Origin of the sequence: Pyxidicoccus xibeiensis, assembly GCF_024198175.1 — a bacterium.
GTDB classification, from domain to species: domain Bacteria; phylum Myxococcota; class Myxococcia; order Myxococcales; family Myxococcaceae; genus Myxococcus; species Myxococcus xibeiensis.
In genome coordinates this window covers 1-26,030 of the sequence record NZ_JAJVKV010000018.1, presented here as the reverse complement: position 1 = coordinate 26,030, position 26,030 = coordinate 1, and the positions used below count along the sequence as shown (strand labels likewise).

The 26,030-nt window shown below is 71.6% G+C and carries 17 protein-coding genes and 1 pseudogene; 10 read left to right on the top strand and 8 right to left on the bottom strand.

From position 1 onward, the window contains the following. Nucleotides 1-7: 7 nt before the first annotated feature. A complete protein-coding gene (locus LXT23_RS43270; RefSeq protein WP_253986362.1) occupies nt 8-1,264 on the bottom strand; it encodes a glycosyltransferase in 1,257 nt (418 codons plus the stop codon). Continuing rightward, nucleotides 1,261-3,456: a GumC family protein gene (locus tag LXT23_RS43265; RefSeq protein ID WP_253986361.1), complete on the bottom strand. Its 2,196-nt coding sequence runs from the start codon at nt 3,454-3,456 to the stop codon at nt 1,261-1,263. Before LXT23_RS43265 ends, LXT23_RS43270 begins: the two co-directional genes overlap by 4 nt. Nucleotides 3,457-3,674: 218 nt before the next feature. Between LXT23_RS43265 and LXT23_RS43260 the strand changes: the two genes are divergently transcribed. The 9 genes from LXT23_RS43260 to LXT23_RS43220 all read left to right on the top strand — a co-directional run bounded on the left by LXT23_RS43260 (nt 3,675) and on the right by LXT23_RS43220 (nt 15,532). Then, entirely contained in the window at nt 3,675-5,036 is a 1,362-nt protein-coding gene (locus tag LXT23_RS43260) for a methyltransferase domain-containing protein (RefSeq protein WP_253986360.1), read from the top strand. 46 nt (nt 5,037-5,082) lie between these two features. Next, nucleotides 5,083-6,792 carry a hypothetical protein gene (locus LXT23_RS43255; protein WP_407692954.1) on the top strand — a complete coding sequence of 570 codons (1,710 nt, stop codon included), beginning with the start codon at nt 5,083-5,085 and terminating at the stop codon, nt 6,790-6,792. 392 nt (nt 6,793-7,184) lie between these two features. After that, a complete protein-coding gene (locus LXT23_RS43250) occupies nt 7,185-7,880 on the top strand; it encodes a hypothetical protein (RefSeq protein ID WP_253986359.1) in 696 nt (231 codons plus the stop codon). Nucleotides 7,881-7,935: 55 nt separating this feature from the next. Continuing rightward, the gene (locus LXT23_RS43245) at nt 7,936-12,387 is read left to right on the top strand and encodes a pilus assembly protein (RefSeq protein ID WP_253986358.1); all 4,452 of its coding nucleotides are present in this window, start codon (nt 7,936-7,938) and stop codon (nt 12,385-12,387) included. Beyond that, nucleotides 12,384-12,935 carry a hypothetical protein gene (locus tag LXT23_RS43240; RefSeq protein ID WP_253986357.1) on the top strand — a complete coding sequence of 184 codons (552 nt, stop codon included), beginning with the start codon at nt 12,384-12,386 and terminating at the stop codon, nt 12,933-12,935. The genes LXT23_RS43245 and LXT23_RS43240 overlap by 4 nt, the downstream gene beginning before the upstream one ends. Then, on the top strand, nt 12,932-14,101 hold the full coding sequence (locus LXT23_RS43235; RefSeq protein WP_253986356.1) for a PilW family protein: 1,170 nt from the start codon (nt 12,932-12,934) through the stop codon (nt 14,099-14,101). The genes LXT23_RS43240 and LXT23_RS43235 overlap by 4 nt, the downstream gene beginning before the upstream one ends. Continuing rightward, the gene (locus tag LXT23_RS43230) at nt 14,098-14,736 is read left to right on the top strand and encodes a pilus assembly FimT family protein (RefSeq protein WP_253986355.1); all 639 of its coding nucleotides are present in this window, start codon (nt 14,098-14,100) and stop codon (nt 14,734-14,736) included. Before LXT23_RS43235 ends, LXT23_RS43230 begins: the two co-directional genes overlap by 4 nt. Nucleotides 14,737-14,835: 99 nt before the next feature. Beyond that, nucleotides 14,836-15,156, top strand: coding sequence for a c-type cytochrome (locus LXT23_RS43225; RefSeq protein ID WP_253986354.1), 321 nt, complete (start codon nt 14,836-14,838; stop codon nt 15,154-15,156). Nucleotides 15,157-15,214: 58 nt separating this feature from the next. Then, complete coding sequence (locus LXT23_RS43220; protein ID WP_253986353.1) at nt 15,215-15,532, top strand: hypothetical protein; 318 nt, start codon at nt 15,215-15,217, stop codon at nt 15,530-15,532. 10 nt (nt 15,533-15,542) lie between these two features. Here the strand turns inward: LXT23_RS43220 and LXT23_RS43215 are convergent, their stop codons facing one another. Then, a complete protein-coding gene (locus LXT23_RS43215) occupies nt 15,543-17,048 on the bottom strand; it encodes a PAS domain-containing sensor histidine kinase (protein WP_253986352.1) in 1,506 nt (501 codons plus the stop codon). Nucleotides 17,049-17,256: 208 nt separating this feature from the next. On the opposite strand from LXT23_RS43215, the gene mfd reads away from it, so the two are divergent. Next, nucleotides 17,257-20,850 (top strand): transcription-repair coupling factor, encoded by a 3,594-nt coding sequence (gene mfd / locus LXT23_RS43210; RefSeq protein ID WP_253986351.1) that lies wholly within the window; start codon nt 17,257-17,259, stop codon nt 20,848-20,850. Nucleotides 20,851-20,865: 15 nt separating this feature from the next. Here the strand turns inward: mfd and LXT23_RS43205 are convergent, their stop codons facing one another. The 5 genes and pseudogenes from LXT23_RS43205 to LXT23_RS43185 form a co-directional block, all read right to left on the bottom strand. Next, the gene (locus LXT23_RS43205) at nt 20,866-21,468 is read right to left on the bottom strand and encodes a flavodoxin family protein (RefSeq protein ID WP_253986350.1); all 603 of its coding nucleotides are present in this window, start codon (nt 21,466-21,468) and stop codon (nt 20,866-20,868) included. Between the two features lie 59 nt (nt 21,469-21,527). Further along, entirely contained in the window at nt 21,528-22,658 is a 1,131-nt protein-coding gene (gene argE, locus LXT23_RS43200; protein WP_253986349.1) for an acetylornithine deacetylase, read from the bottom strand. A gap of 76 nt (nt 22,659-22,734) precedes the next feature. Beyond that, nucleotides 22,735-24,261: a TraB/GumN family protein gene (locus tag LXT23_RS43195; RefSeq protein ID WP_253986348.1), complete on the bottom strand. Its 1,527-nt coding sequence runs from the start codon at nt 24,259-24,261 to the stop codon at nt 22,735-22,737. A 77-nt stretch (nt 24,262-24,338) separates the two neighbouring features. Next, complete coding sequence (hutF, locus tag LXT23_RS43190; RefSeq protein ID WP_253986347.1) at nt 24,339-25,727, bottom strand: formimidoylglutamate deiminase; 1,389 nt, start codon at nt 25,725-25,727, stop codon at nt 24,339-24,341. Nucleotides 25,728-25,782: 55 nt separating this feature from the next. Next, nucleotides 25,783-26,030: pseudogene (locus tag LXT23_RS43185) on the bottom strand (hypothetical protein); the annotation flags it as partial.

Here is a 26,030-nt window from a genome sequence, read left to right as displayed (position 1 = left end):
GGAGCTCTCAAGCCCCCCTCGCCACGGCGCGCGCGGAGGCCTCGGGCCCGGCCCGTGCCACCGGCGCCGGACGGCCCAGCACCTCCGCGTACAGCGACAGGCTGCGCGCGGCCATGACGTCATGCTGGAACTCGGCCACCGCCCGCGCGCGAGCCGCGCTGCCCAGCCGCTTCGCCAGGGCCGGGTCGTCCGCCAGGCGCCGCGCCGCGGCCGCCAGCGCCGCCGCGTCGCCCACCGGCACCGTCAGCCCCGTCTCCTCGTGCCGGCTCACCCACGCCACGCCCGAGTGGGGAATGGCGGTGTTGAGCACGGGCAGCCCGCTGGCCATCGCCTCCACCTGCGACAGGCCATACGCCTCGCTGCGGGCGTTGCTGGGGAACCAGAGCGCGGTGGCCGCGCGGTAGGCGCCGGTGAGCGCGTCCGGCGGCAGGTAGCCCGCCCACGTCACCCGGTCCTCCACGCCCAGCGCCTTCGCCCGCTCGCGGCCCTCGGCCTCCAGCGGCCCCACGCCCACCACCACCAGCCGGCCCGGCGCCCGCGCCAGCGCGTCCAGCGCGGTGAACAGGCCCTTGTAGTAGACGAGCCGCCCCACCATCAGCCACAGCGGCGTGCCCGCGGCCTCCGCGCGCCAGCGCGCCTCCGCGTCGAGCACCGCCTGGGACGGCTGGAGGTAGGGCGCCAGGTCGATGCCCAGCGGCAGCGCGCGCACCTTGCTCGCGAAGGCGCGCAGCAGCGGCGAGCCCGGCACGTACGCCTCGCTGGTGGCCAGCACCCGGCGGGCGCGCGCGTACAGCAATGCCTCGAAGGGGCGGAAGAGCGCGCCGGCCACCTTCTGGCGGATGACGTCGCTGTGGTGCGTGACGACCACGGGCGGCAGCCGGGGCATCACGTCCAGCGCCAGCACCATGGTGGGGTTGGGCGTGTGCAGGTGCACCACGTCCACGCCCCGCGCCAGCGCGCGGGAGAGCGCCCGCGGCAGCTCCGGCATCACGTCCATGCGCGCCACCGAGGCGCGGCGGCCCAGGCGCACCACCCGCACCGGCCCGTCCCAGTCCTCGCGGGTGGGGCTGCGGCCGTGGAACTCGTGGCTGGTGCCCGCGCCGTCCTCGGAGTGGTTGGCGCAGAGCACCTCCACCTGCGCGCCCAGCTCCGCCTGTGCCCGGGCCAGCGTCTGGACGTGGGCCTCCATGCCGCCGGAGGCCGGTGGGTAGAACTTGCCCAGGTGCAGCACCCGGAGACCTGCCCCCGCTGACGGCCCGCTCACGACTGCGCCACCCCGTCCTTGGTGTCCTCGGCGTACTGCCCGTAGCCCTGCTGGTAGGCCAGGTACGAGTCCCCGTAGCGCGGCGCCTTCAGGTCCACGTCGTTGAGGATGGCGCCGTACAGCCGCGCCTGCACGTCCGCCAGCGAGCGCAGCGCGCGCCGCGCCGACTCGCGGTTCGTCTTGCCCGCCTTGAGCACCAGCACCACGCCGTCACACTGCGTCGCCAGCACCGCCGCGTCCGCCACCGCGTTGATGGGCGGGCTGTCCAGGATGACGCGGTCGAAGCGCTCGGAGACGGACTTGAGCAGCTCCGCGAAGGCCTGGGTGTGCAGCAGCTCCGCCGGGTTGGGCGGCAGCGGACCGCACGGCAGCACGAAGAGGCCGGGCACCTCGGTGCTCTTCACCGCCTTGTCCAGCGTGCCCTCGCCCACCACCAGCGAGGAGATGCCCATCTCATTGGGCACCCCGAAGGCGCGGTGCAGCCGCGGCCGGCGCATGTCCGTGTCCAGCAGCAGCACGCGGTTGCCGCTCTGGGCCATGGCCACGCCCAGGTTGATGCAGGTGGTGGACTTGCCCTCCTGCGGGCTGCTGGACGTCACCACCATCGTCTTGAAGGGCTTGTCCGGCGACATGAACAGGAGGTTGGTCCGGATGGCCCGCGTGCACTCGGCCACCGACGACTTGGGCTCGCGGTGCACGTACAGGTCGCGCTCGCGCGGCGCCTTGCTGCCCTCGATTCGCGGCACCACGCCCAGGAACGCCAGCCCCAGCCGCTCCTCCACGTCCGCCTGCGTGGCCACGCTGTTCTCCAGCAGGTCCAGGAGCAGCGCCGCGCCCAGGCCCGCCAAGAGCCCCAGCACCAGGCCCATCGCCAGGTTGCGGCGCACGTTGGGCTTCACCGGCGCCAGGATGGGCCGCGCCGCGTCCAGCACGCGCACGTTGCTGGTGCGCAGCAGGCCCGACAGCTCGATGTCCTTGAGGCGCTTGGCCACCAGCTCGTACAGGCGCTGGTTGTTGTCCGACTCGCGCTTGAGCCGGTCGAACTCGATGGACTTCTTGTTCACCACGAAGGCTTCCGCCTTGGCCGTGTCCAGCAGGCGCACCAGGTTCTTCTCCTGCGCCACCGCCTCGTTCAGCGCCGTCTCCGCGCCGCGCACCACGTTGCTCAGGCTCTTGAGGAAGTCCTCGCGCACCACGCCCAGCTTGCGGTTGCACTCCAGCAGCTTCGGGTGCTCGGCCAGGTAGCGCTCGCCCAGCTCCGCGCAGTTGACGCGCAGCTCCGTGTAGCTGCGGCGCAGGTCCTGGATGGGGCCCTCGTTCATGCCCGTGAGCGCCTCCGCCCACGTCTCGTCCTCGGGCGACGCCTTGCGCAGCTTCTGGATGGCCTCCACGCGCGCCTGCTGGGCGGCAATCTGGATGCGCACCTCGGTCAGCTTGAGGTTGTACGTGTTGATGCGCTCGCTGACGATGCTCATCCGCGACTCCAGCGACGTGGACAGCATGTCCGCGTCCTTCTTGAAGTCGTAGACGGCCAGCTCGCTGGACTTGGACGTCGTCTCGAGGTCCGCCAGCCGCCCCTCCAGCCACGTGCGCGCGTCCTCCGTCGTCCGCAGCTTGAGCGCCAGGTTCTCCGCCATGTACGCGGCGGCCACCTCGTTGGCGAGCAGCGCGGCGCGCCTGGCGTCGGTGTCGTCCACCGCGATGTCCATGACGCGCGAGTCCTTCGCGGGGATGACGCGGATGCGGGACTGGAGCGCGCCCACCGCGTCCGTGGCCTGCATGGCCTGCAGGCGCGCCTTCTCGTCCTGGAGGTGCTCCAGGCCCAGGAAGGCCGCGTCCGTGGCCAGGCCGAGCTTGTCCACCACCCGGCTCGCCACCGCGCGCGAGGTGATGATTTCGCTCTGCGTCGCGTAGTACTCCTTGTTGAACCAGTAGTTGCTGCGCTCCTCGCCCATCACCTCCTTGACGTCGCCATCCAGGAAGCGCGGCGCCATCACGTCGATGATGAGGGAGGTGCTGGCGGAGTAGACCTTGGGCTGGCGCAGCGTGTACGCGGCCGACAGGCCCGCCACCACCACCGCCACGCCGAGGACGACCCACTTGCGCCGCCACAGCGCCCGCACGTGCTGCATCATGCCCGCGGGCGTCAGGGCGCCGGCTCCGCCGGCCGGGTCGTTCACGGTTCCGTCCACGTCTCGTCTCTCCTGGGTTTCTTCCGGCGCGGCCCCGAGCCTGGCAGCCTGTCGCCCCGACCTTCACCTACACCCGAAAAATCGGAATCGAGCGTGCCGGTTCCGCCCGGGGTTGTCCATCGTTCCGCCGTCGCCTGGACGCCCTCCATCCATTCATCTTCCGCGCACACGCGGGCGCGGACGCGCGCGACCCGGCGGCCTGTGCTAGTGAGCGCCGCGTGAATCATCCGCTCTCCGTCGTGCTCCCCTACTCGCCCAGCACCGCCAGCGCCGCGTCGCGCTTCGCGCGGGAGCTGGCCCCCCATGCCGAGGTGGTGCTCGCGGGCGAGGGCCCCGTGGAGGTCTCCTCCGGGCCCGGACTCCAGGTGCTCGCCGTGTCGGGAGGCAAGGGAGCGGCCATCCGCGCCGCCCTGGCCCGGGTGACGGGCGCGGTGACGGTGCTGCAGGACCCGGACACCGCCTGGGCACCGGAGGTGTACGAGACGCTGGCGGGCCCCATCCGCGCCGACGCCGCGGACGCCGTCTTCGGCCGCCGCGCGTTCCCGGGGCTGGCGCAGGGGCTGGCGCCGGAGCAACTGGCGGACCGCGCGCTGGGGCACTTCACCCGCTTCGTCACCGACGTGTCCCTGGCGGACCCGCTCACCGGCCTGCGCGCCTTCCGCACGGAGGCGCTGCGCTCGGTGACGCTGACCAGCGACGACGACGCGGTGGACGCGGAGCTGGTGGTGAAGCTGGCCGCGCAGCTGTTCCGCCTCACCGAGGTGGACCTGCCGCCCGCGCAGGCGGTGCCCCGCCGCCCGCGCGCCACGCACCTGTCCCGGCTGCGCACCCTGCTGCGCTACGCGACCGTCCGCGACGACGCGGACAACCAGCACGAGGGCTACACCACCCTGGAGCGCATGGACGGCGCCACCCACTACAACCAGTGGCTGGCCCGCCGCTTCCGCGAGCACCTGGGCCGGCGCGTGCTGGAGATTGGCGCCGGCATCGGCACGATTACCCGCGAGCTGGAGCCCGGCCTGGAGCTGCTGGTGGCGCTGGAGGTGGACCGCTTCTACGTGGACCGCCTGAAGAACCTCTTCCGCGGCAAGCCCCACGTGCGGCCCTACCTGTCCGACGTGGCCCTGGCGGACTGGGAGTCGCTCAAGGCCGAGCGCCTGGACACCATCGTCCTCTCCAACGTGCTGGAGCACATCCCCGACGACGCCGCGGCGGTGCGGCGCTTCCGGCAGATTCTCTCCCCCGGCGGCCGGGTGGTCATCCTCGTCCCGGCGCTGCAGCAGCTGTTCGGCGCCATCGACGAGGCGGTGGGCCACCACCGCCGCTACACCCCGGCCACCCTGCGCGCCGTGCTCGAGCAGAACGGCTTCGAGGTGGAGAAGCTGGAGTGGATGAACCTGGCCGGCCTGCCTGGCTGGTTCGTCAACAGCCGCCTGCTGCGCCGCCGCGCGGTGCCGAAGCTCCAGCTGAAGCTCTACGACACCCTGGCCCCCTTCCTCGCCCGGGCGGAGTCCCACGTGAAGCTGCCGGTGGGCATGAGCCTGTTCGCCGTGGCCCGCGCCACCGGGAGCGACGCGTGACGACGGCCGGCGCGACGGGAGCACGCTCCCAGGGTGGCAGCCCGCCGTGAGCGCCGCCCCGCAGCCGTCCGCCGGGCAGGTCCCCGCGTCGTCCGAGGCGCCTGCCGGCCTCGCCGAGCGCCCCGCCTCGCCGGCCGCCGGCGCGCCGCGCGGAGTATGGGTCGCCCTGGGGGTGCTCTATCTCCTGCTGTTCCCGTACCACCCGGGCCTGCGCTCGCCCAACGAGCTGTGCCGGCTGTGGCAGACGCGCGCGCTGGTGGAGTACGGGACGCTCGACATCAACGGCGCCCTGCGCGACTACGGCTACGTCGGTGATTTGTCCGTGAAGGACGGGAAGTACTACCCCAGCAAGGCGCCGCTGCTGTCCTTCGCCGCCGTGCCCGTGTACGCCACCCTGCGCGCGCTGGGCGGAGGCCACCGCTACGCGGTGCCCGAGGTGCCGCTCGTCTTCTTCTCGCGCCTGCTCCTCACCGTGCTGCCCACGCTGGGCATGCTGTGGCTGGTGCGCCGCTACCTGCGGGCGCAGGTGGACGCGGTCGTGGCGGACGCGCTCACGGTGACGTACGGCCTGGGCTCGCTGGGCTTCAGCTACTCGCTGCTCTTCATGAGCCACCAGACGACGGCGGTGCTGCTCTTCGCGGGCTTCTACGCGCTGTGGCGCTGCGCGCGCGGCGACTGGCGCGAGCGGGGCTACCTGGTGGCGGGCGCCTGCGCCGGGGCCACCGTGGCCGCCGAGTACACCGGCGCGCTGGGCGTGCTGGGCCTGGTGCTGTACGCGGTGCTCACCGTCCTCTTCCAGCCCGGCTCCGAGCCCGTTCCGGCGCGCGAGCGCTGGGCGCGCCTGGGCCGGGCCGCGGGGCTGGCCACGCTGGGCGCGCTGCCCTTCGTGGTGGCGCTGGCGCTCTACCACCAGGCCACCTTCGGGCACCCGCTCACCACCGGCTACAAGTACCTCAACGACGCGGCCTACCAGCCGTGGCACCTGGGCGGCTTCCTCGGCATCCGCACGCCCGACCCGCGCGCCTTCGCGCTGTCCTTCTTCTCGCCGCTGCGCGGGCTGTTCACGCTGTCGCCCTTCCTGCTGCTGGCGCTGCCGGGGCTGGTGCTGGCGTGGCGGCGGCGGGGCCAGGGCGCGGAGCCGCGCGCGGTGGCGTGGATGGGCGTGGCGCTGCTGGCCGGCTACACCTACTTCACCTCGTCCTTCTCCTACGACTCGTGGGGCTGGACGACGGGCCCGCGCCACCTCACCGGCCTGGTGCCCTTCCTCCTGCTGCCCGCGGGCCTGTGGGTGGAGCGCCTGCGCGCCAGCGGGAAGGCGTGGGCCGCGGGCGTGGCGGCCATGCTGTGCGCCGCCTCCGTCCTCACCACCGGCGTGGCCACCTTCGTCAACTACATCCCCGACGACGTCTCCAATGTCCTGGGAGGCCTGGTGCTGCCGCTGCTGCGCGCCGGCTTCTTCCCGCCGGGCGTGCTGTCGTTCGTGGGCCTGCCTGCCGTGGCGAGCGCGCTGCCGCTCGCGGTGCTGCTGGCCGTGGCCGCCTGGGTCTACCTCGCGCTGGCGCGTGTCCCGGGGCACCGGTGGCCCGCTCCCGCCGCGCTGGCCACGGGGCTCGCCACGCTGCTGCTGCTCGCCTCGGCGCACGCGCTCACCACCCAGCAGGACGACGCGGACCGCAACGCCGTGCGCTTCCTCCAGTCCGTGTGGCTCACGCCTCCCGGACGCGAGGTGTCGTTCTGGCCTCGCCCCGGGGTCTGAAACACCTCTCACGGGTCAGCGCCAATCCCTCACTCCCGGGATGAAAGTCATTGCACACCCCCTGTCTCAGGCTCGCCTGCCCTGACGCAGTGAAACAGCAGGCAGCACCCTGTTTTCCCACTCTCACGGCGAATCCAATCCCTTACAATTCCCGTGAAAGCTGTTGCATCCGGTGTGTGCTGTCCAATCGACCTCGCAACTTTTGCGGAGTCTACAAAAGGTTGTCAGGTCAACACGTGTCAGGTGTCACCCAGGCCTGAAGCCAAGGGGCTGAAAGCACTGGCTTGCGGGAGCGCTCCCGCACGGCCCGCACATTGCTGAGTGGCAATCACCGCTCTTCCCCATTGCCGAGTCCCGGCAAGGAGCCTCCGGTGACCCGCCAGCCGTCCCACATGAAGCCTCATGCGAGCCTGACTGCCCGCCCGCGGAGTGTTCGCGGGACACGCCGGCGCGCGGAGCGCGGCGTCGCGCTGTTGATGGCGCTGGCGCTCATCGCCTTCATCACCGCCGCCGCGCTCGTGTCGCTGCGCGCGGTGTCCACGGAGAGCGCCCTGCAGGGCAACGAGCGCCGCGCCCGCGAGGCCTTCTTCGCCGCCCAGGCAGGCCTGGCGGAGGGCCGAGAGGTGGTGCGCCTGCGGCTGGGCGGCCGCAACGAGTTCAACACCGTCATCAACAACCTCGGCGGGCCCGCCACGGACCTGCCGCCGGACATCACCATTCCCTGGTACCAGGTCATCGGCTGGACGCCGTACACGCTGACCAGCACGCCCGCTGGCACCGCGGTGGACCCGACCTTCGCCGGCGCCAACCGGGAGATGAACGGCCCGGACGGGGTGCGCCTCGAGGACTTCCCGGAGTCCAGCAACGTGCGCTACCGCGTCTTCCTCGTCGACGACGACGATGCCGACCCGCTGCGCTCCGTCGACGAGAACAGCAAGGTCTGGCTCGTCTCCGTCGGTGAGGTCACCGGCCCCGCCGGCTCGCAGCCCCACCGCTCCATCGTCCGCACCCTCATCAACGCCGGCACGAGCGGGGGCTCCGGCCCTCCGTGCTGGGACGCCGGCTGTGAAGACAACGGCGGCGGGTGAGCGCCGTTCCATGCCTTTCGAGCAGCACCCGAAGCCCCACGTCCAAGGATACGCCATGCGCCTCAGGAGCATCCTCATCACCGCGGCCCTGTTCGCCGCACCCGGCGCCGCGCTCGCGCAGGCCGGCGACGCGGACGCGGGCGTCACGTTCAACCCGTGCATCGACACCACGGGACAGGACCGCCAGCCCGACTTCAACGCCGACGCCGGCGCCTACAGCTCGGTGATGCTGACGAACGACACCCCGCCCAAGCTGCGCCTCAACACCAACCAGACCATCCTGGACCCCGAGCGCATCATCCTGCCCTTCGAGCAGGAGGTCGAAGCGCTCATCGTGGACGAGCAGGCGGGCGCGGGCGCGTCCCATACCCTGGGCTGGTTCTACTACCAGGACCTCATCGACAAGCAGTACGTCAACGTCAACGACCCCGGCAACCCCAACGACGACACGCTCGTCGACGCGGACGACAGCGGCGTGCCGGACTTCCACGAGGACCTCTTCAACATCAACCCGCGGCGGCCCTACATCGGCCTGAACCCGCGCTGCGACCGGCGCTTCACCCTCCCCAAGCCCGACGGCACCCTCATCGAGATGCGGGAGCCGGACCTGCTCACGTCCAGCTGCGCGTCCCCCCGCACCTACTCGCCCACGATGGGGCCCAAGCGCTGGCCGGAAGACGACCTGGGCTATCCGGCGCGGCCGGCCAGCCCGGTGGTGGGCCAGACGGTCGCTGGCGCGGGGCTGAACGTCTACAACACGCGGACGGCCTACACGAACACCGACACCTGGTTCAGCGACCAGGGCCTGTTCCCGCACATCCCGAACCTGTTGGAGCCGTCGGACTGGCGCAACGGCCACAAGGGCCTGGGCAACATCGCCTTCTACGCGACGGACGACGACGAGAACCACTGCAACCAGCCGTCGCAGACGTCCGAGTGCCTCCAGCCGCGCATGGCCTGGAGCGCGGACGGCACCACGCCCGTCAACGTCTGGGACAAGTCCGGCAACCGCGACGGCATCCCCGACTACAAGGCGAGCGCCTTCGACACGAAGGGCCGCGTGCGGCCCGGCACCAACCCGGCCGCCGCCCCCAACGAGGAGGACCGGCGCGTGAAGCTGGGGATGATTCAGGGCGGCAAGGAGGTCGTCTTCTTCCTCGTCACCTACGTGGAGCAGATCTACGGCCGCCAGGTCCCGTTCCGCGACGAGAACGGCAACATCTACTACCAGGACGGCCAGCCCGTCATGATTCCGCAGAACTCCACCGACTCGTGCTTCATGACGAAGACGATGCCGGACGGCCGCCAGCAGTGTCACTTCTGGGCGCACGGTGACATCAACGTCTTCTTCTCCAAGACGCTGCTCAACATGGACCTGCACCAGACGGGCGCCTCGGACGGCAACCTGGTGGTGACCAAGAACCTGCGCACCAACTGGCTGGGCTACGACGCGTACGACCGCCTGGACAACCCCGAGTACGGCCGGGTGTTCTTCGAGCAGGACCAGATGAAGGACGTCTACGCGTACAACCAGCGCGCGGCGCACACCATCGTCGGTGCGCCCATCGGCAACGAGCGCGTCTGGATTCTGGGTTGGGAGGACCAGAACTCGGGCGGCGACCGCACGTACAACGACATCGTCATCCTCATCAACAAGCAGAACAACGGCGTCTTCAAGTCGGACGTGGTGTCGTCGGACATCTCGCCCAGCGTCGCGCGGGACTACACCATCACCTCCGTCACGCTCTCCATCGACGACGAGCCGTACTTCGAGCCCGTCGCCTCCACCCAGGCGTGCACGCCCGAAGTCGAGCAGCCGGACGGGAGCATCCACCGGCCGCTGCCGAGCATCACCTACCAGGTGGCGCTGGACTGCAAGGTGTGCGTGTCCGGCTGCGACGGCACCACCCCCGTGTTCGAGCCCAAGCGCACCGAGCCCGAGTGGGTCACCGTGCCCTTCCAGGACCCCGGTCCGGACCCGGGCACGCGCAACCGGACCGTCTCCGTGGATGACCTGCTGGAGCGCGGCTACACCGGCACGCAGCTGTGCTGGCGCGCCATCCTCCAGAGCCCGGGCGAGGGCTGCCAGCCCACCATCGCCAACGTCAACGTCTCCTACAAGGCGCAGAAGGCCGGCCAGTACGGCCGCTCGGGGCGCATCGGCGTGGCCAACACGCTGCTCTACGGCGCGGGCGAGGTGCCGGGCCGCAACTGGGCGGAGACTCCGCACCTGAACCCGTCCCAGCGCCTGCTGGATGGCCGGCCGGACATGAGCCCGCGCGGCCACGTCTACCTCAAGAAGCTCTACGAGCCGGAGAACCCGGCCGTCACGCTGTCGTCCAGCAACACCGCCAACCCGCCGGTGTGGGACGCCGGTGAGGTGCAGCGCGTCTCCATCCGGAGCTCGGACCCCTTCGCCCGCAAGCTCTTCACCCGCCGGCTCGGGACGCGCACCGAGCTGAAGTCCATCACCGGTGACACCCACCCCATCTTCCCCACCGCCCCGGGCAACGAGCTGTGCGCGTACGACGGCGTCCGGTACGACCTGAACGACGACGGCGAGTGCAACAGCACCGACCGGACCGTGCTGCGCGACTGGCTCTATGGCTGGGAGAAGTACGACGCCGCCGCTCCGGCGGACTCCGTGCGCTCCCCCCGGCGCACCTGGCCCATGGGCACCATCAACCTGTCCACCCCGGCCATGGTGGGCCCGCCCGTCGAGCCGGCGTGGCTGTCCAACCCCACCGTCTCCGAGACGGAGAAGACGAACTTCCGCGCGCGCTTCCGCGACAACGCCCTCATCTCCGGCCGGAAGAACGTGGCCTTCATCGGCACGGGCCAGGGCTTCCTGCACGCGCTGGACGTGGGCAAGCTGACGCTCGAGGACGACATGTGCACGCCCGCGACGGAGTACACGGGCTACTTCGACCACACGTCCGGCTGCACGGCGGCGCGCAGCTACGGCACCGGGGCGGAGCTGTTCGCCTACCTGCCCGGGAAGATGCTGCCCTACTACGTGGAGAACTACCTGCGCGCGGAGCGCGCGGGACGGCCGGGGGCGACGATGGATGCCTCGCCCGCGGTGGGGCCTGTGGACCTGGGCCAGAACAGCAGCGCGGACACCACCGGCACCAACGACTACAACGCGCGGCGCGGCTACACGCCCGCGTCGACCACCGCGTGGCAGCTCAACACCAACCCGACGTCGAACACGGGCGCCAAGACGGTGCTGGCCAGCGCCACGGGCCCCAAGCAGAGCGTCTTCTTCGCGCTCGACGTCACCAACCCCGCGAGCACCAACACCAACTACCCCTGGCCCATGTGGGAGTACGACGTCGCCAACGAGCTGTACCACGGCTTCGACAACGCGTTCGCCCCCTGCACCACCCGCAGCGACCACTGGGACTGCGTGACGCTGTCGGAGATCTTCGACTACGTGCACGGCCGCGGCGAGGCGGTGGTGCGGGCGGACACGAGCGGCTCGCGGCACAACCCGCTGCTGCTGCGCATGGACTTCGGCAGCCGCGGCGGCAAGAAGTGGGTGGCGGCCTTCGCCACCGACTTCGTCCCCAGGCCGGGCACCGCCGGCACGCTCTACCTCATCGACGTGAAGACGGGGCAGCCCATCCAGGTCAACCACGGCTCGGGGCTGAAGCAGCGGCTGGCGGGCATCGTCACGCTGGGCACCGACCCGGCGCAGGACCATGACCAGGGCATCGGCGGCAGCCCGGCGGCGGTGGACGTGGACGGCGACGGCAACCAGGACGTGCTCTACGTGCCGTCCACGTCGGGCAAGGTCTACAAGGTCAACCTGCGCGACGTGAACGCCGACCGCGACTTCGGCAAGGCGCTCAGCTCGTGCGTCATCGCCAATGCCCGGACGGCCACGTACGCCAACGGCAGCACCGTGGAGCACCCGGACAGCCAGCGCATCTACGCGGACATGATGGTGAGGACCACGCGCTCGGGCTCGAGCGCCACCGTGGACCTCTTCTTCGGCACGGCCAACAACCCGGACACGGACCTGGACGCGGATGACCGGGCGGCCTCGCCGCGGCGCTACCACGTCATGGCCTTCCGGGACACCGCGCCGCTGGCCACCGACTGCAGCGGCCGCACGCAGGTGTGGGTGCACCCGCTGGGCCTGGGGCAGGCCGTCTGGGGCGGGCTGTCCATCGTCGAGGGCGCCGTGTCCACCGCGACGGCGGTGGGGACGAAGGCGGACGTGTGCAGCGTGGATGCGGACACCAGCGGCAAGCTGTACTCGCTGAGCCAGGCCACCGGTGACGGGCTGGTGGGGAGCGGGGCGGACCTGGGCGGCCACAGCCTGAGCACGCCCGTGTCCTATGACCGGCACCTCATCCTCCCCATCACCACGGCCGGCACCACGCAAATCGTCGGCAACACGGCATGGCAGAACCCGAAGGGCGACACCGGAGGCACCCGCTCGCGCGTGCTCATCTGGGACGTGCGGCCCGGCGGCAACATCCGGGAGGTGATTCCGTGAGGGGCACGAGGCAGCACGGGGGGCGGCCGCGCCGGGGCGCGACGCTGCTGGAGGCGATGGCCACCATGGTGGTGGTCGTCATCGGCATCCTGGGGGTGGCGCTCATCGTGCTCGCCGCCGCCCGGCAGAACCGCCGCAACCTCATCCAGGCGCAGGCGGGGCTCATCGCCGAGCGCGAGCTGGAGCGCATCACCGCCATGGGGTGCACGGGGGTGATGCCCACGCCGTGCAGCAACATCCAGGCGCTGGACGGCTCCACGCGCCAGCTGTGGTGGGCCGCGGACGGCGAGCCCCAGGCGCAGGCGCCCTCCGCGGGCGAGACGCGGCTGCGCTTCGACGTGGCGGTGGACGTGGACCCGAACGCCATGGGGGGCTTCGAGGGGACGGCGCGCGGCTCTCCCGCGGTGGACCGGATGGTGGGCGGCCTGCAGCTCCAGCAGGTCGTCAACGTGCGGGTGCTGGTGACCTGGCCGGACACGCTGCTGAACGGCTTCGGCACGAACTCGCGGCGGCGCGCGGTGGCCCTGCAGACGCGGATGGTGCCATGAGACGCTCAGCACTGCAGGCCCGGGGCTTCACCCTCATCGAGATGATGATTGCCAGCTCGCTGTCGCTGGCGGTGCTCGCCGGGGCCGTCACCGTGGGCGTTGCCCTCCAGCGGCGCGGCATCCTGGAAGAGCGCACCATGGAGACCCAGAACACCAGCCGGGCCGCGCGGGAGCTGCTCATCCCCGCCATGCAGCGCGCGGGGGCGGGGTTCGGCAAGGCGCGGCTCAACGTGGGCGGCGACGGCGCCCAGGTGGACCAGCGCTACGCGGTGTGGGTGACGACGAACGCCACATTCCCAGGCGACCCCAGCTTCGCGGGGCCCACGGGCGTCTACGCGGGCCTCATCTCCGACGCGGTGGAAATCTGGGACGCGGACTCGGCGCGCGCGGTGCAGCTGCGCAGCCGGCTCGCCTGTGGCAACGCCATCTGGGACGGCGCGCAGCTGTGCGCCCAGTCCGTCGGAGTCAACGCCCCGCCCGCCAACAGCCTCAGCGTGGTGACGAACCCGACGGAGTCCACCGCCTGTGTCGGGGTGGTGGGGGCCGCCCGCACGACGGAGACCATCGCCTGGACGGCCGGCGCCCCCAACCAGACGCTGCCGGCGGGCGCCCCCTGCTCGACGGTGGCCGCGTCGGGCAACGTCTTCACGGGGAGCGACTCGTACCTGATGCCGCTGAACGTGCGGGCCTACCGCGTCAACTGGCGCAGCGGCCGGCCGGTGCTCGAGGTGGACCCGGACGGGTCCGCGGGCGGCGCCGGGTACCAGCCGCTGGCGCAGGACATCGAGCGCCTCAAGGTGCGGATGGGCGTGTACAACCCGGACCTCCCCAACAACGACGTCGTCTTCTTCCCGGAGGCGAACGCGGGGCGCCCGGCGCTGGACGCGTGCACCAACGCCACCTGCTGGTCGAAAATCCCCGGTGACGCCGGCACCGTGGGCGCGGCCGAGTTCGGCCCGCGCAGCGCCCGCGACGAGCTGATGCGCCGCGTGCGGCTGATGGAGGTGCTCATCACCGCGCGCACCCCGCAGATGGACGTGCAGGCCGCGGGCGCCGACGGCGGCACCACGCGGGACGAGGAAGGCAACCTGGTGGACGGCTTCAAGCGGCGCCACTCCCTCCAGCGCATCGCGCCGCGCAACTTCGCAATCTCGGGGGGAACATGAAGACCTCACACCGCGGAATGACCCTGCTGGAGCTGATGGCCGCCGTGGCCATCCTCGGCATCCTGATGGCCCTGTCGATGCCGGGCCTGCAGGGCGTCATCAACGACCGGCGCATCAGCGCCGCCCAGCGCGCCATCTACCTGGAGACGCTGGAGGCCCGGCAGCAGGCGCGCAGCAGCCGCCAGCCGGTGCGCCTGGCCATCATCAGCTCCGCCGACGAGAACGGGCGGCTGGTGTCCGCGGTGCGCTGGGAGCAGCTCGACTGCGCCAACGCGGCCACGGACCCATGGGGCAGCCAGTGCCCGATGCCGGCCTGCCAGACGGCGGCGTGCGGCACCGGAGGCTGCACGTGCACGGTGACGGGAACGCCCGTGCCGCTGCCGCCCGGCCTGGAGGCCAGCAGCCTGGACGGCCTGTGCTGGCTGGGGGGCGAGTCCACGCGGGTGGTGGCCCGCACGGGCACGACGACGTGCAGCGCGACCAACGCCGTGCCGGCGGCCGGCACCCTGCGGCTCCGCAAGAGCGACCCCACGGGCACCTACCTCGTGGACCAGGTGCTCAGCGTGAATGCGCTCACGGGCGCCCTGCGGATGGTGGACTGCACCAGCTCCCCCGGCCAATACGGCTGTCCCTGAGCCCGAGGCCCGCTGAAGGCGGGCCTCCCGAGCCCGAGGCCCGCTGAAGGCGGGCCTCCGTCGTATGCTCACCGCGCCCCTTTCCTGGAGACAGTGAAGATGATGAAGCGGTTCGCCCTGGTGATGACCCTCTGCCTGGCCACGAGCGCCTCCGCGGAGCAGGTCGCCGACGTGTGGAAGGCGAAGTGCAAGTCCTGCCATGGCGAAGACGGCAAGGCGCAGACGAAGATGGGCCAGAAGGAGTCCATCGTCGACCTCACCCAGCCCGCCTGGCAGAAGGCCCAGACGGACGCCGACATCCGCGAGGTGATTGCCGACGGCTCTCCCCGCAACACCCGGATGAAGGCCTTCAAGGACAGGCTCACCCCCCAGCAGATTGACGCACTGGTGGGATACATCCGCACAATGAAGGCGAAATAGGCGGCTTGAATTTCCGGGCGGGCCCGCGCGTCATGGAGGGTGAGAAACGGAGCCGCCCATGAAGAACCTCACCGTCGCCCTCGTCTTCTGCGTGTCCATGGCCAGCCTCTTCAGCTCCCTGCGCGCGGACGCCCTGTCCTCGGTGCGCATCGAGAAGGGGCTGTCCCGGCCGACGCCGCTCGCGCTGAGGCCCGCGGATGACGGCAAGGGCGGCGGGGATGACGACAAGGGCGGCAAGGACGACGAGGAGGACGAGGAGGAGGTCCGCGCCCGTTACTCCGGCATCTCCCAGCGTGCCGCCCTGGAGCTGGTGGACCCGGGCGCACTGGACGACGTGCTGCGCGTGCGCGCGGGCCTGAAGTTCGGTCACCGCTGAGCGCCGCCGCTCAGGCCCCCCTGCCCGCCTGGGCAGCAGGCGGGCGGGCGACTCGGGGCAGCGTCACGGAGAAGCAGGTGCCGGCGTCCGTCGAAGACGCCACGTCCACCCAGCCCCCATGGGCGGTGACAATCTGCGAGACGATGTAGAGGCCCAGCCCCAGGCCATGGTGCTGTGGCCTGGGCTGCCCCGGCTCCGGCGCCGCGCGGTGGAAGGGCGCGAAGAGGCGCGGGCGCAGCGAGTCGGGGATGGGCGGCCCGCCGTTGTGCACCTCCACCCGCTGGAAGTGGGGGTCTCCATCCGCCAGCCGCACCCGCACCTGCGTGCCGTCCGGGCTGTGCTGCAGGGCGTTGCCGAGCAGGTTGGACATCACCTGGCCCAGCCGCTCCTCGTCCCAGACGCCGCGGGACTCGCCCTGCACCTCCAGGCGGACGCCGCGCTGCGGGTGCGCGGGCTCCAGCTCGGAGATGATGCGGCGGCACACGTCCTCCAGGCACACCTCGCGCGGGCGCAGGGGGATGCCGCCGGCCATGCGCGCACGGGTGAAGTCCAGCAGTTGCCGCACCAGCCGGGCCATGCGCTCGGCGCTCCCGTCGATGCGCTCCACCACGCGGCGCACGTCCGGCGTCAGCGTGTCCCGGGCGAGCAGGGCCGCGGAGGACAGGCGCACCGCGGCCAGCGGGTTGCCCAGGTCATGTCCCAGCACGCCGATGAAGCGCTCCTGGAAGCGCGACTCCTCCTCGCGCGCCTGCTCCAGGCGGCGGCGCGCGGTGACGTCGCGGCTGATGCCGAAGAGGCCGTAGACGGTGCCGTCGCCCCGGCGCAGCACGCCCTTCGTCGTCTGCCAGATGCAGTCGGTGCCGGGGCCGCCCTCGGAGTCCTCGTAGGTCGCCGTCTGGCCGGACTCCGCCACCGCGCGGTCATGCGCCAGCGTGGGCCGGGCGACGTCCGGGCCCAGCAGCTCCGCGTCGGAGCGGCCGAGAATCTCCTGGGGCGCGCGGTTGAAGGCGCGCGCGGTGGCGGGGTTGATGAGCACGTAGCGCCCGTCCAGGTCCTTCACGTAGACGGCGTCCGTGGCGCTCTCGATGACGGCATGCAGCAGGTCATGGTCCCTGCGCAGGGCCTCCTCGGCGGCCATGCGCTCGGTGAGGTCCTCCAGGAAGACGACGGCGCCGTCCTCCCAGGGGGCCACGCGCGCCAGCAGCCACACGGTGCCCACCGGGGACTGGCGCGACAGCCGCACCACCTCCGGCTCGCGGCGCACCGCCACCCGGACGCACGCGGCGAACAGGCCGCACTCCCGCAGCCACGGAGCCTCGACCAGCAGGCGCTGGCGCACCAGGGGCCGCTCCTCGCGCCCGAGCCACCGCTCCGCGTGGACGTTGGCGGAGACGCACTCGAAGTCGAGGATGCCCCCGACCGCGGAGCGGACACTGCGCAGCACGACGACCGCCTCGGAAGGGGGAACGTCTCCCCCATTCGCCGGGCGCTTGTTGCTCCCACGGCCGGATTGCATGTGGCGTGGCACCCCCCATTGATGCCCGTTGCGAAGGCACACTAGCCCCAGCGCAGGGCGGGAGACCAACCGGCCCCCGGGGTGGTCGTACCGTGCCGGAATGGACCCACCGGGGGGCCCATTCCCTGCAAGACGACAGGCGCCTCGCTCTGTCGTTGCTTTGGGTCCGGCAGGCTCCTAATTACCCCTGGGCCCTCAGGGTCCACTCATGGACACTCCTTTCACTCAGAGGCTGGATGTCGAGGCGGCGCTGCGCGGCGGCGGGCCTCCCACGGCAGGCGACCCGCTCGCCCAACTCCTGGACGCGCTCCAGCCCGGCCGCCGCGCTCGCACGCAGGGGCTGAAGGGCTCCGCGCGCGGCCACGTGCTCGCCCGCCTGCACCACGCGGCCAGGGCACCGCTCGTCTGCGTCACGGTGGACGAAGAGGCGGCCGACGCCCTGGCCGCCGACCTGGCCTTCTTCCTGGGAGGCACCGGCAGCCTGCTGGCGCCGCGCGTGCTGCGGCTGCCCGCGGACGAAATCCTGCCCTTCGACGAGCTGTCCCCCGACGCCACCACCGTCACCGAGCGGCTGGGCGCCCTGTTCCACCTGGGCCAGGGCACGCGCTTCCCCGCGCTGGTGCTGTCGGTGCGCGCGCTGTACCGCCGCGTGCTGCCGCTGGGGGTGATGACGGCGCTGTCGGAGCGCGTGGCGGTGGGGCAGGACCTGGACCGCGACTCGCTGGCGCTGAAGCTGGCGCGGATGGGCTACCAGAACAGCCCGCTGGTGGAGGACGTGGGGACGTTCTCCGTGCGCGGCGGCCTGCTGGACGTCTTCAGCCCGCTCTACGACAAGCCGGTGCGCCTGGAGTTCTTCGGAGACACCATCGAGTCCATCCGCGCGTTCGACCCGGAGTCGCAGCGCACGGTGGACTCGCTCAAGGAGGTGTCGCTGGTCCCCGCGCGCGAGGTGCTGCTCACGGACCAGACGCGCCCGCGCGCCGAGGCCACCGCGCGCGCGGTGGCGGACCGCATCAACCTGCCCACCATCCAGCTGCGCGAGCGGCTGGAGGCGCTGCGCGAGGGCCTGCCCGGCTTCGGCGTGGAGGGGCTGCTGCCCGGCCTCTTCGAGGGCGGGCTGGCCACGGTGTTCGACTACCTGCGCCTGTGGAGCAAGGAGTCCCCCGTCTTCTACCTGGACGACCCGCTGGGGCTGGACAGGACGGTGGACGAGCTGTGGACGGAGCTGGAGCGCTCATACGCGGCGGCGGAGGAGCGGCAGGACCTGGTGTGTCCGCCGGCGGAGCACTTCCTGTCGCGCGACGCGGTGGTGGAGCAGCTGGGCGCCTTCCGCGTGGTGGAGGGCGGCGGCCTGTCGCTGGCGCAGATGGAGCGGCCGCCGGTGCAGTTCAACTTCGGCGGCACCCAGGATTTGCGCGAGGCGATTCTCGCGCACCACGGCGAGGAGGGCGCGCTCTCCCCGCTGGTGGACCGGCTGCAGCGCTGGCGGGACATGGGCGTGGCCTGCGCGGTGGCGTGCGGCACGCTGAGCCAGGCGGACCGGCTCAAGCGGCTGCTGCTGGACCGCAACGTCATGGTGAAGCTGCACACCGAGCCGCTGTCGGACGCGGCCCACCTGTACGAGCCCTCGGTATGGGTGCACCTGTTCACCGGCGAGGTGAGCCAGGGCTTCGTGGACGGCGCGGGCGGCCTGGCCGTGCTGTCGGACGAGGAGATTTTCGGCGTCCGCTCGCGCAGGCGCGTCAGGCGCAGCAAGAAGCTGGACGCGTTCTCCGCGGGCTTCGGGGACCTGAAGGAAGGCGACCTCATCGTCCACACCGACTTCGGCATCGGCCGCTATGCGGGCCTGACGAAGATGGAGGTGAACTCCGTCCCCGGGGACTTCCTCGTCCTGGAGTACGCGGGCCGGGACAAGATCTACCTGCCGGTGGGCCGCATGCGGCTCATCCAGAAGTTCTCCGGCGGAGACCCGGAGAAGGTCCAGCTGGACAAGCTGGGCACCACCAGCTGGGAGAAGACGAAGAAGCGCGTCAAGGAGCAGCTGCTGAAGATGGCGGCGGAGCTCCTCCAGATTGCCGCCGCGCGCAAGGCGCACCCGGGCCATGCCTTCAGCGCGCCGGACAGGTACTTCGCCCAGTTCGAGGCGGACTTCGAGTTCGAGGAGACGCCGGACCAGGCCAAGGCGATTGAAGACGTGCTGGCGGACATGCAGAAGCCGCAGCCCATGGACCGGCTCGTCTGCGGCGACGTGGGCTATGGCAAGACGGAGGTGGCCATGCGCGCCGCCTTCAAAGCCGCGCTGGACCGCAAGCAGGTGGCGGTGCTGGTGCCCACCACCGTGCTGGCGCAGCAGCACTACCTGTCCTTCAAGAAGCGCTTCAAGGACTACCCCGTCACGGTGGAGGTCATCTCCGGCATGAAGAAGGCGCCGGAGGTGCGCGAAATCCTCAAGCGGGCCAAGGAGGGCAAGGTCGACATCCTCATCGGGACGCACAAGCTGCTGGGGGCGGAGGTGGCCTTCAAGGAGCTGGGCCTGATGATTGTCGACGAGGAGCAGCGCTTCGGCGTGAAGCAGAAGGAGTCGCTGAAGAAATGGCGCTCGCAAATCGACGTGCTGACGCTGACGGCCACGCCCATTCCCCGCACGCTGCACATGAGCATGTCCGGCGTGCGGGACATGAGCATCATCGCCACGCCGCCGCAGGACCGCCGGGCCATCCGCACCTTCGTGATGAAGTCCGACGACGCCGTCATCAAGGAGGCGATTGAACGCGAGGTGGCGCGCGGCGGGCAGGTGTTCTTCGTCCACAACCGCGTGGAGTCGCTGGCGTCCATCGAGCAGCAGCTCAAGCAGCTGGTCCCCCAGCTCAGCATCGGCGTGGCGCACGGGCAGATGCGTGAGGGGCAGCTGGAAAAAGTCATGCTGGAGTTCACCGAGCGCAAGCACCACGTGCTCCTGTGCACGTCCATCATCGAGAGCGGCATCGACATCTCCAGCGCCAACACGATGATTGTGAACCGGGCGGACCAGTTCGGCCTGGCGCAGCTCTACCAGCTGCGCGGGCGCGTGGGCCGCAGCAAGGAGCGCGCGTACGCGTACCTGCTGGTGCCGTCGCGGCGGGCGGTGACGAAGGACGCGCAGCGGCGCCTGGAGGTGCTGCAGAACTTCACCGAGCTGGGCGCGGGCTTCTCCATCGCCAGCCATGACTTGGAGATTCGCGGCGCGGGCAACCTGCTGGGCGACAAGCAGTCGGGCGCGATTGCCGAGATTGGCTTCGACATGTACGCGCAGCTGCTGGAAGAGGCCGTGGCGGAGATGCAGGGCATGCCGCCCAAGGTGCAGGTGGAGCCGGACGTCACCCTGCCCATGCCGGCGCTCATCCCCGACGACTACGTGAACGACGTGCACCAGCGGCTCGTCTTCTACAAGCGCTTCAGCCAGGCCAGCCACCCGGACGAGGTGACGGACCTGCGCGCGGAGCTGGTGGACCGCTACGGCGAGGCGCCGGACGAGGTGGACCACCTGTCCGAGCTGACGCTGCTGAAGATAGACATGCGGGATTTGCGGCTGCGCGCGCTGGAGGTGGGCACCGGCCGGCTGGTGGTGACGCTGGGCGCGGACGCGCTGCTGGACGGCGCGAAGGTGGCCGGCCTGGTGCAGCGCTCGAAGGGCGTCTACCGGCTCACCCCCGACATGAAGCTGATGGTCCGCGTGCCCCAGGGCGCCAGCGGGCATGACCTCATCGCCGAGGCGAAGAAGGTGCTGAGGGACTTGAGCCACTGCGCCCTGCCCCACGCGTAGCGCGGGGCGCTGGCGTCAGGCGGCCTGGAAGTCCGGGGCCGCCACCGGGCGCACGAGGAAGTCCCGGGCGGACTCCAGCGCGCGCGCGTCCGTGAGCACCTGCCCCGGCGCGGAACCGTGGCCGATGAGGGCGCCGCGCCAGCGCAGGTCCATGTAGCCCGCCGTCAGGCGCAGGCTCTGGATGGGGGGCTGCGCCACGGAGTCGTCGTCCTCGGAGGAGTGCGCGGTGACGAGCGACAGCACCTTGCCGCGCATCCGCTCGCGGAAGCGCAGCTCCGGCAGGCGCATCCACCAAGACCAGTGCTCGAAGTAGTGCTGCGCCGTGGAGGACAGGTGGTACCAGTAGATGGGCGACACGATGACCAGCTCGTCCGCCGTCATGGTGCGCTCGGCCAGCGCGAGCAGCTCCGGGCCCGGCTTCGGGTAGCCCTTCCCCGGCTCGTGGCGCAGGTCCTTGAAGGGCTCGCGCAGGTGCTCGTCCAGGCGCAGCCAGTCGGCGACGGTGCCGGCCGGGAGCGCCTCGGCGGCACGGCGCGCGAGCTGCTCGGCGTTGCCGCCCTCACGGGAGCTGGCCAGGAGGAAGAGGAGGTTGCGCGAGGCGGAAGGCGTGGAGCTCATGCGGGCCCTTGAAGGAAGGTGGCGCTGTCTTAACAGGGCTCCCTGCCACGCGCCCGGCGCTACCCGCAGAAGTGCGCCACGGCGCGCGCCAGCACGGCCTCGCAGCGAACCAGGTCCTCCACGGGGACGTACTCGCCCGTCTGGTGCGCCACGCGGATGTCGCCGGGGCCGAACACCACCGCCTCCGCGCCCAGCTCCGTCATCTGCGGCGCCTCGGTGCCGAAGGACACCGTGGTGGGCGCGTTGCCGCTGGCCTCCGCCAGGAAGCGCACCACCTCCGCGTCCGCGCGGGTGTTCACCCCGCGGTCCGTGCGCACCACGCGGATGTGCGCCTCGTAGGCGGGCTCGTCGCGCACCAGCTCCCGGCGGATGGACTCCAGCAGCTCCGGCACGCGCTCCACCGGCTGTCCGGGCAGCGGGCGCCACTCCACGACGAAGCGGCAGGCGCCGGGGATGACGTTCTTCGCCTTGCCGCCCTGGATGACGCCCACGTTGACCGTGGTGAAGGGCGGCTCGAAGCCCTCGTCCCGCTCGGCGCGCAGCACCGTGGTGGCCAGGTGCTCCAGGCGCTGGAGGAAGCGGCCCGCGCGGAAGATGGCCGACGCGCCCAGGTCCGGATACGCGCTGTGCCCCTCCTTCCCCAGCACCTCCACCTCCGCCAGGCAGTAGCCCTTGTTGGCGCGCACCGGCGTCAGGCGCGTGGGCTCGCCGACGATGGCGTGCCGCGCGCGTCCCAGCCCCGCCGCCACCAGCTTCTTGGCGCCCACCAGGCCCACCTCTTCATCCGCCGTGAGCACCACCATCAGCGGCGCCTTCACGTGCTTCGCGTTGAGCGCCGCGTGCAGCGCGCAGGCGATGAAGCCCTTGGTGTCACACGCGCCACGCGCGTAGAGCTTCCCTTCCTTCTCCGTGAGCCGCAGCGCGTCCGTCCAGGCCGCGTCGTAGGGCACGCAGTCGGTGTGGCCCACCAGCGCGAGCGCGGCGCGGCCGGAGCCGCCCTTCACCGCCACCAGGTTGACCTTCTCCACGCCCGCGTCGTCCGTGTAGCGCTGGCGCTCGGCGGAGAAGCCCGCGGCCTCCAGCTTCGCCTGGGCGTAGTCGACCAGGGGCGCATTGGGGCGGGCGGACGTGGTGTCCATGGCCACCAGCTCCGTCAGGGTGGCTCGCAGCGCGGGCAGCGTGTCGCTCATCGGGGACGACCTCCAGGGGCCGCGTCATGCCACTGCCCGGCACGGCGCGCCAGCCCCTGGAGGCCCGCACGGCCCTTCAGCGGACGGAAGCCACCTCGCCGCCGGAGGGCCGCACCGGGTGCACCGATTTGTCGTCCGCGCCCGGGCGGCCCAGCCCCTTGTGCACCGCTGGCGCCGACGCGCTCACCGGGCCCACGTAGAAGACGCCGTGGTAGCCGTCGTCGTTCGCCCCACCCCACAGGTGCACGAAGAAGCGGTCCCCGTTGTCCTTGCCCTTCGCCTCCCGAATCCCGCAGTCCAGCCGGTTCTTCACGCCCTTGCGGTCCACCGCGCAGATCCACGCCGAGCCGCTGTCGTACGCCATGTCCAGCGCCACCACGCCCTTGACGTGCTTGGACACCAGCAGGCCCATGGGCTGGTACTTCAAGTCCCACGGCAGCCCCACCTTCGTGCGCGGGTGGACGTTGCCGCTGACGACGAGGAAGAAGCGGTCGGGCGCGTGCTTCACCCGCGACAGCACCGTGGCCGCCATCGCCTCCTCGCGCACCTGCCCCTGGAGCTTCGGGTGGTCGAAGACGAAGGCCTCCACGTCCAGCCCGCGCGAGCGCAGCTGCCGCAGCTGCTCCAGCATGTTGGCCATGGCCTCGCTGCTGCGGCCGTCCGGGTACGGGCTGCGCCAGAAGGGCGCATCCATCAGCTTCAGCCAGTCCGAGTCCGTGCCCTCGCTGGTGAGGAAGGCCGCCACGCGCTCCTGGCTCTCCACCGGCAGCTCCAGGCCCACCGTCACCGGAGTGCCCGCCACCGTCGCCTGGCAGGCCGCCTGCGCCAGGAAGCGCGGCACCTCCTGCGTGCCGTGCATCTCGCCCAGCAGCAGCACCCCGCCCTGCTTCACCTGCTTGCCCAGCCCGACGATGGGCAGGCCGCACTCCATGGCCATGGGGTTGGGTGCGGCCTTCGCCTCGGGCGCCTTCGCTGCCACCATCACCGGGCGCGGCGCGTTCTCCTCCTTCGCCAGCTTCGGGGCCACCGCGTTGAACACGCGCCACTCCATCACCAGGTCTCGCGAGCCCTGCCCGGACTCCGCGAAGTGGGAGTTCTCTCCGCGCGGCGCGTCGAACCGGTCCTCGAAGTCCTCGACGCTGAGGAACGTCTCGCCCACCGCGTCGGCTGAAGCCCCTTCTCCGGTGGACATCACCTCCCGCTCCGGCCCGCGATTGCTGCCCATGGTGCGGTTGAGCCCCCAGTCCATCTCCTTGCCGGCCTGGGACAGCGCCTTGTTGGCGCTCTTGGTGACGCGGATGACCCAGAGCTTGCTCTGCGTGGGCGACTCGCGCTTGCCCAGCACCAGGTAGCGGTGCCAGAAGCCGGCCACTTTCGAGCCGCCGAACTCCTCGCGCCACTCCGTCTGCAGCACCATGCTGCCCTTGTCCTCACGGAAGGGCAGGTTGTTCTGCGTGAAGAACTGGCGCACCTCCGGCCAGACCTCCTCCAGGGGCCGGTCGTAGATGGCCTCCCGGTCGGGGATGTCCAGGCCCCCCTGGCGGGAGGCACAGCCCGCCAGGAAACACATCAGCGTCACCACCGCGTACACCGTCGAGCGCATGCGCCCTCCCGGAATCGGCCCCCGGAGAGGAACGCAGTGCCTCACGGGGTCATATCGCCGTAAGAGGCGGAATTCCCTCAGGGGTACAGCGAGCGCGACAGGCCCTGGAAGGCGCGGCCGCTCTCCTCCGCCAGGGGATGACGGCCCTCCCGCACCACCACGCGGCCCGCCACCGCCACCTCGCGCACCGCCGCCTTGTCCGCGCCGAAGACGATGGCGGCCAGCAGCGACTCCGGGCTCGCGCCGGTGAGCGACGGGTGGTGCACGTCCACCGTGAAGAAGTCGGCGGGCGCTCCCGCCTCCAGGGCGCCCGTGGGAAGCCCCAGGCTGCGTGCGCCTTCCGTGGTGGCCATGCCCAGCAGCCGCGCCGCGAGCCCGTCCATGGCGCCCCGGCCCGGGTCCAGCACCGCGCGCCGTAGCCGCGCCAGCCGCAGGTGCCCTTCGAGCTGCCGGGCCTCGTCCAGCAGGTCCACGGTGGCCTGGCTGTCCGAGCCCAGGCTGATGCGCGCCCCCGCCTGCACCAGCGCGTCCGCGGGGACGATGCCGTCGCCCAGGTTGCGCTCGGTGGACGGGCACGCGCACACCGTCGCCGAGGCCCCGCCCAGCAGCGCCACCTCCGCGTCCGTCAGGTGCACGCCGTGCACCGCGGTGAAGCCGGGCCCGAGCAGCCCCAGGTCCGCCAGCAGCTCCACCGGCCGCCGGCCATGCTCCGCGAGGCAGGCCTCGATTTCCTTCGGCTGCTCCGCCACATGCATGTGCACGGGCATCCGCTTCGCCACCGAGCCGGCGAGCGCGGCCAGCCACTCCTTCGTCACGGCGCGCACGCTGTGCGGGGCCACGCCCACGCTGACCGCCGCGTCGTGCCCGACTTCGTGCACGAGCGACTCCGCCGAGGCGACGAAGGCGTCCACGTCCCGGTCGATGAAGCGCCGCTGGCGCGGGTTCTCCGGCACGCGGAAGCCGGCGCGCGCGTAGCCCACGCGCAGCAGGCAGATGCGCAGGCCCACGTCCCGTGCGGCGCGGATGACCGCGTGCGCCAGCGTGTTGCGGTCCGCGTACGGCGTGCCGTCCGCCTGATGGTGGAGGTAGTGGAACTCGCCCACGGTGGTGATGCCGGCCAGGGCCATCTCCAGGAAGGCCTGCCGCGAGGCGACGTAGACGTCCTCGGGGCCCAGCGCCTCGGCGGCGCGGTACATGGCCTCGCGCCAGCTCCAGAAGTCGTCCGCCTCGCGGCCCGAGGCCACGTACTCCGTGCGCCCCCGGATGAGGCGCTGGAACGCGTGCGAGTGGCCGTTGACGAGGCCCGGCAGCAGAGCGCGGCCCGGAAGCCTGACGACGCGCGCCCCGGCGGGCACGGAGCCCTCCGCCAGGATGAGGCCCTCCGCGCTCACGACCAGGGCGCGCCCTTCGTGGAACCGGCCCCCCGTGTAGAGGAAGTCCGGCTGATAGACAGTGATGTCGGTCACGCCTGCAGCGTATGCCAGCGGACCGGAGCGCGCAGCAGCAGCGACGGGGCCACCGTCAGTGGATGGACGCGAGCGACGAGCCCTGGTCCCTCGCCGGGTGGACCGAGTTGTCGTCCGCTCCCGGACGCCCCAGCCCCCGGTGCACCGCCGGTGCGGACGCGTTGACCGGGCCCACATAGAAGACGCCGTGGTACCCGTCGTCGTTCACCCCGGCCCACTGGTGCATGAAGAACCGGTCCCCGTTGTCCTTGCCCTTCGCCTCCCGAATCCCGCAGTCCAGCCTGTTGTTCACCGCGCAGATCC

What these genes read in the sequence shown, in the direction of transcription:
- LXT23_RS43250 (WP_253986359.1), top strand. Translation starts at nt 7,185, where the DNA reads ATGAAGCCTCATGCGAGCCTGACTGCCCGCCCGCGGAGTGTTCGCGGG.
- LXT23_RS43245 (WP_253986358.1), top strand. Translation starts at nt 7,936, where the DNA reads ATGCGCCTCAGGAGCATCCTCATCACCGCGGCCCTGTTCGCCGCACCC.
- LXT23_RS43235 (WP_253986356.1), top strand. Translation starts at nt 12,932, where the DNA reads ATGAGACGCTCAGCACTGCAGGCCCGGGGCTTCACCCTCATCGAGATG.
- LXT23_RS43230 (WP_253986355.1), top strand. Translation starts at nt 14,098, where the DNA reads ATGAAGACCTCACACCGCGGAATGACCCTGCTGGAGCTGATGGCCGCC.
- LXT23_RS43225 (WP_253986354.1), top strand. Translation starts at nt 14,836, where the DNA reads ATGATGAAGCGGTTCGCCCTGGTGATGACCCTCTGCCTGGCCACGAGC.
- LXT23_RS43220 (WP_253986353.1), top strand. Translation starts at nt 15,215, where the DNA reads ATGAAGAACCTCACCGTCGCCCTCGTCTTCTGCGTGTCCATGGCCAGC.
- LXT23_RS43215 (WP_253986352.1), bottom strand. Translation starts at nt 17,048, where the DNA reads ATGCAATCCGGCCGTGGGAGCAACAAGCGCCCGGCGAATGGGGGAGAC.
- mfd (WP_253986351.1), top strand. Translation starts at nt 17,257, where the DNA reads ATGGACACTCCTTTCACTCAGAGGCTGGATGTCGAGGCGGCGCTGCGC.
- LXT23_RS43205 (WP_253986350.1), bottom strand. Translation starts at nt 21,468, where the DNA reads ATGAGCTCCACGCCTTCCGCCTCGCGCAACCTCCTCTTCCTCCTGGCC.
- argE (WP_253986349.1), bottom strand. Translation starts at nt 22,658, where the DNA reads ATGAGCGACACGCTGCCCGCGCTGCGAGCCACCCTGACGGAGCTGGTG.
- LXT23_RS43195 (WP_253986348.1), bottom strand. Translation starts at nt 24,261, where the DNA reads ATGCGCTCGACGGTGTACGCGGTGGTGACGCTGATGTGTTTCCTGGCG.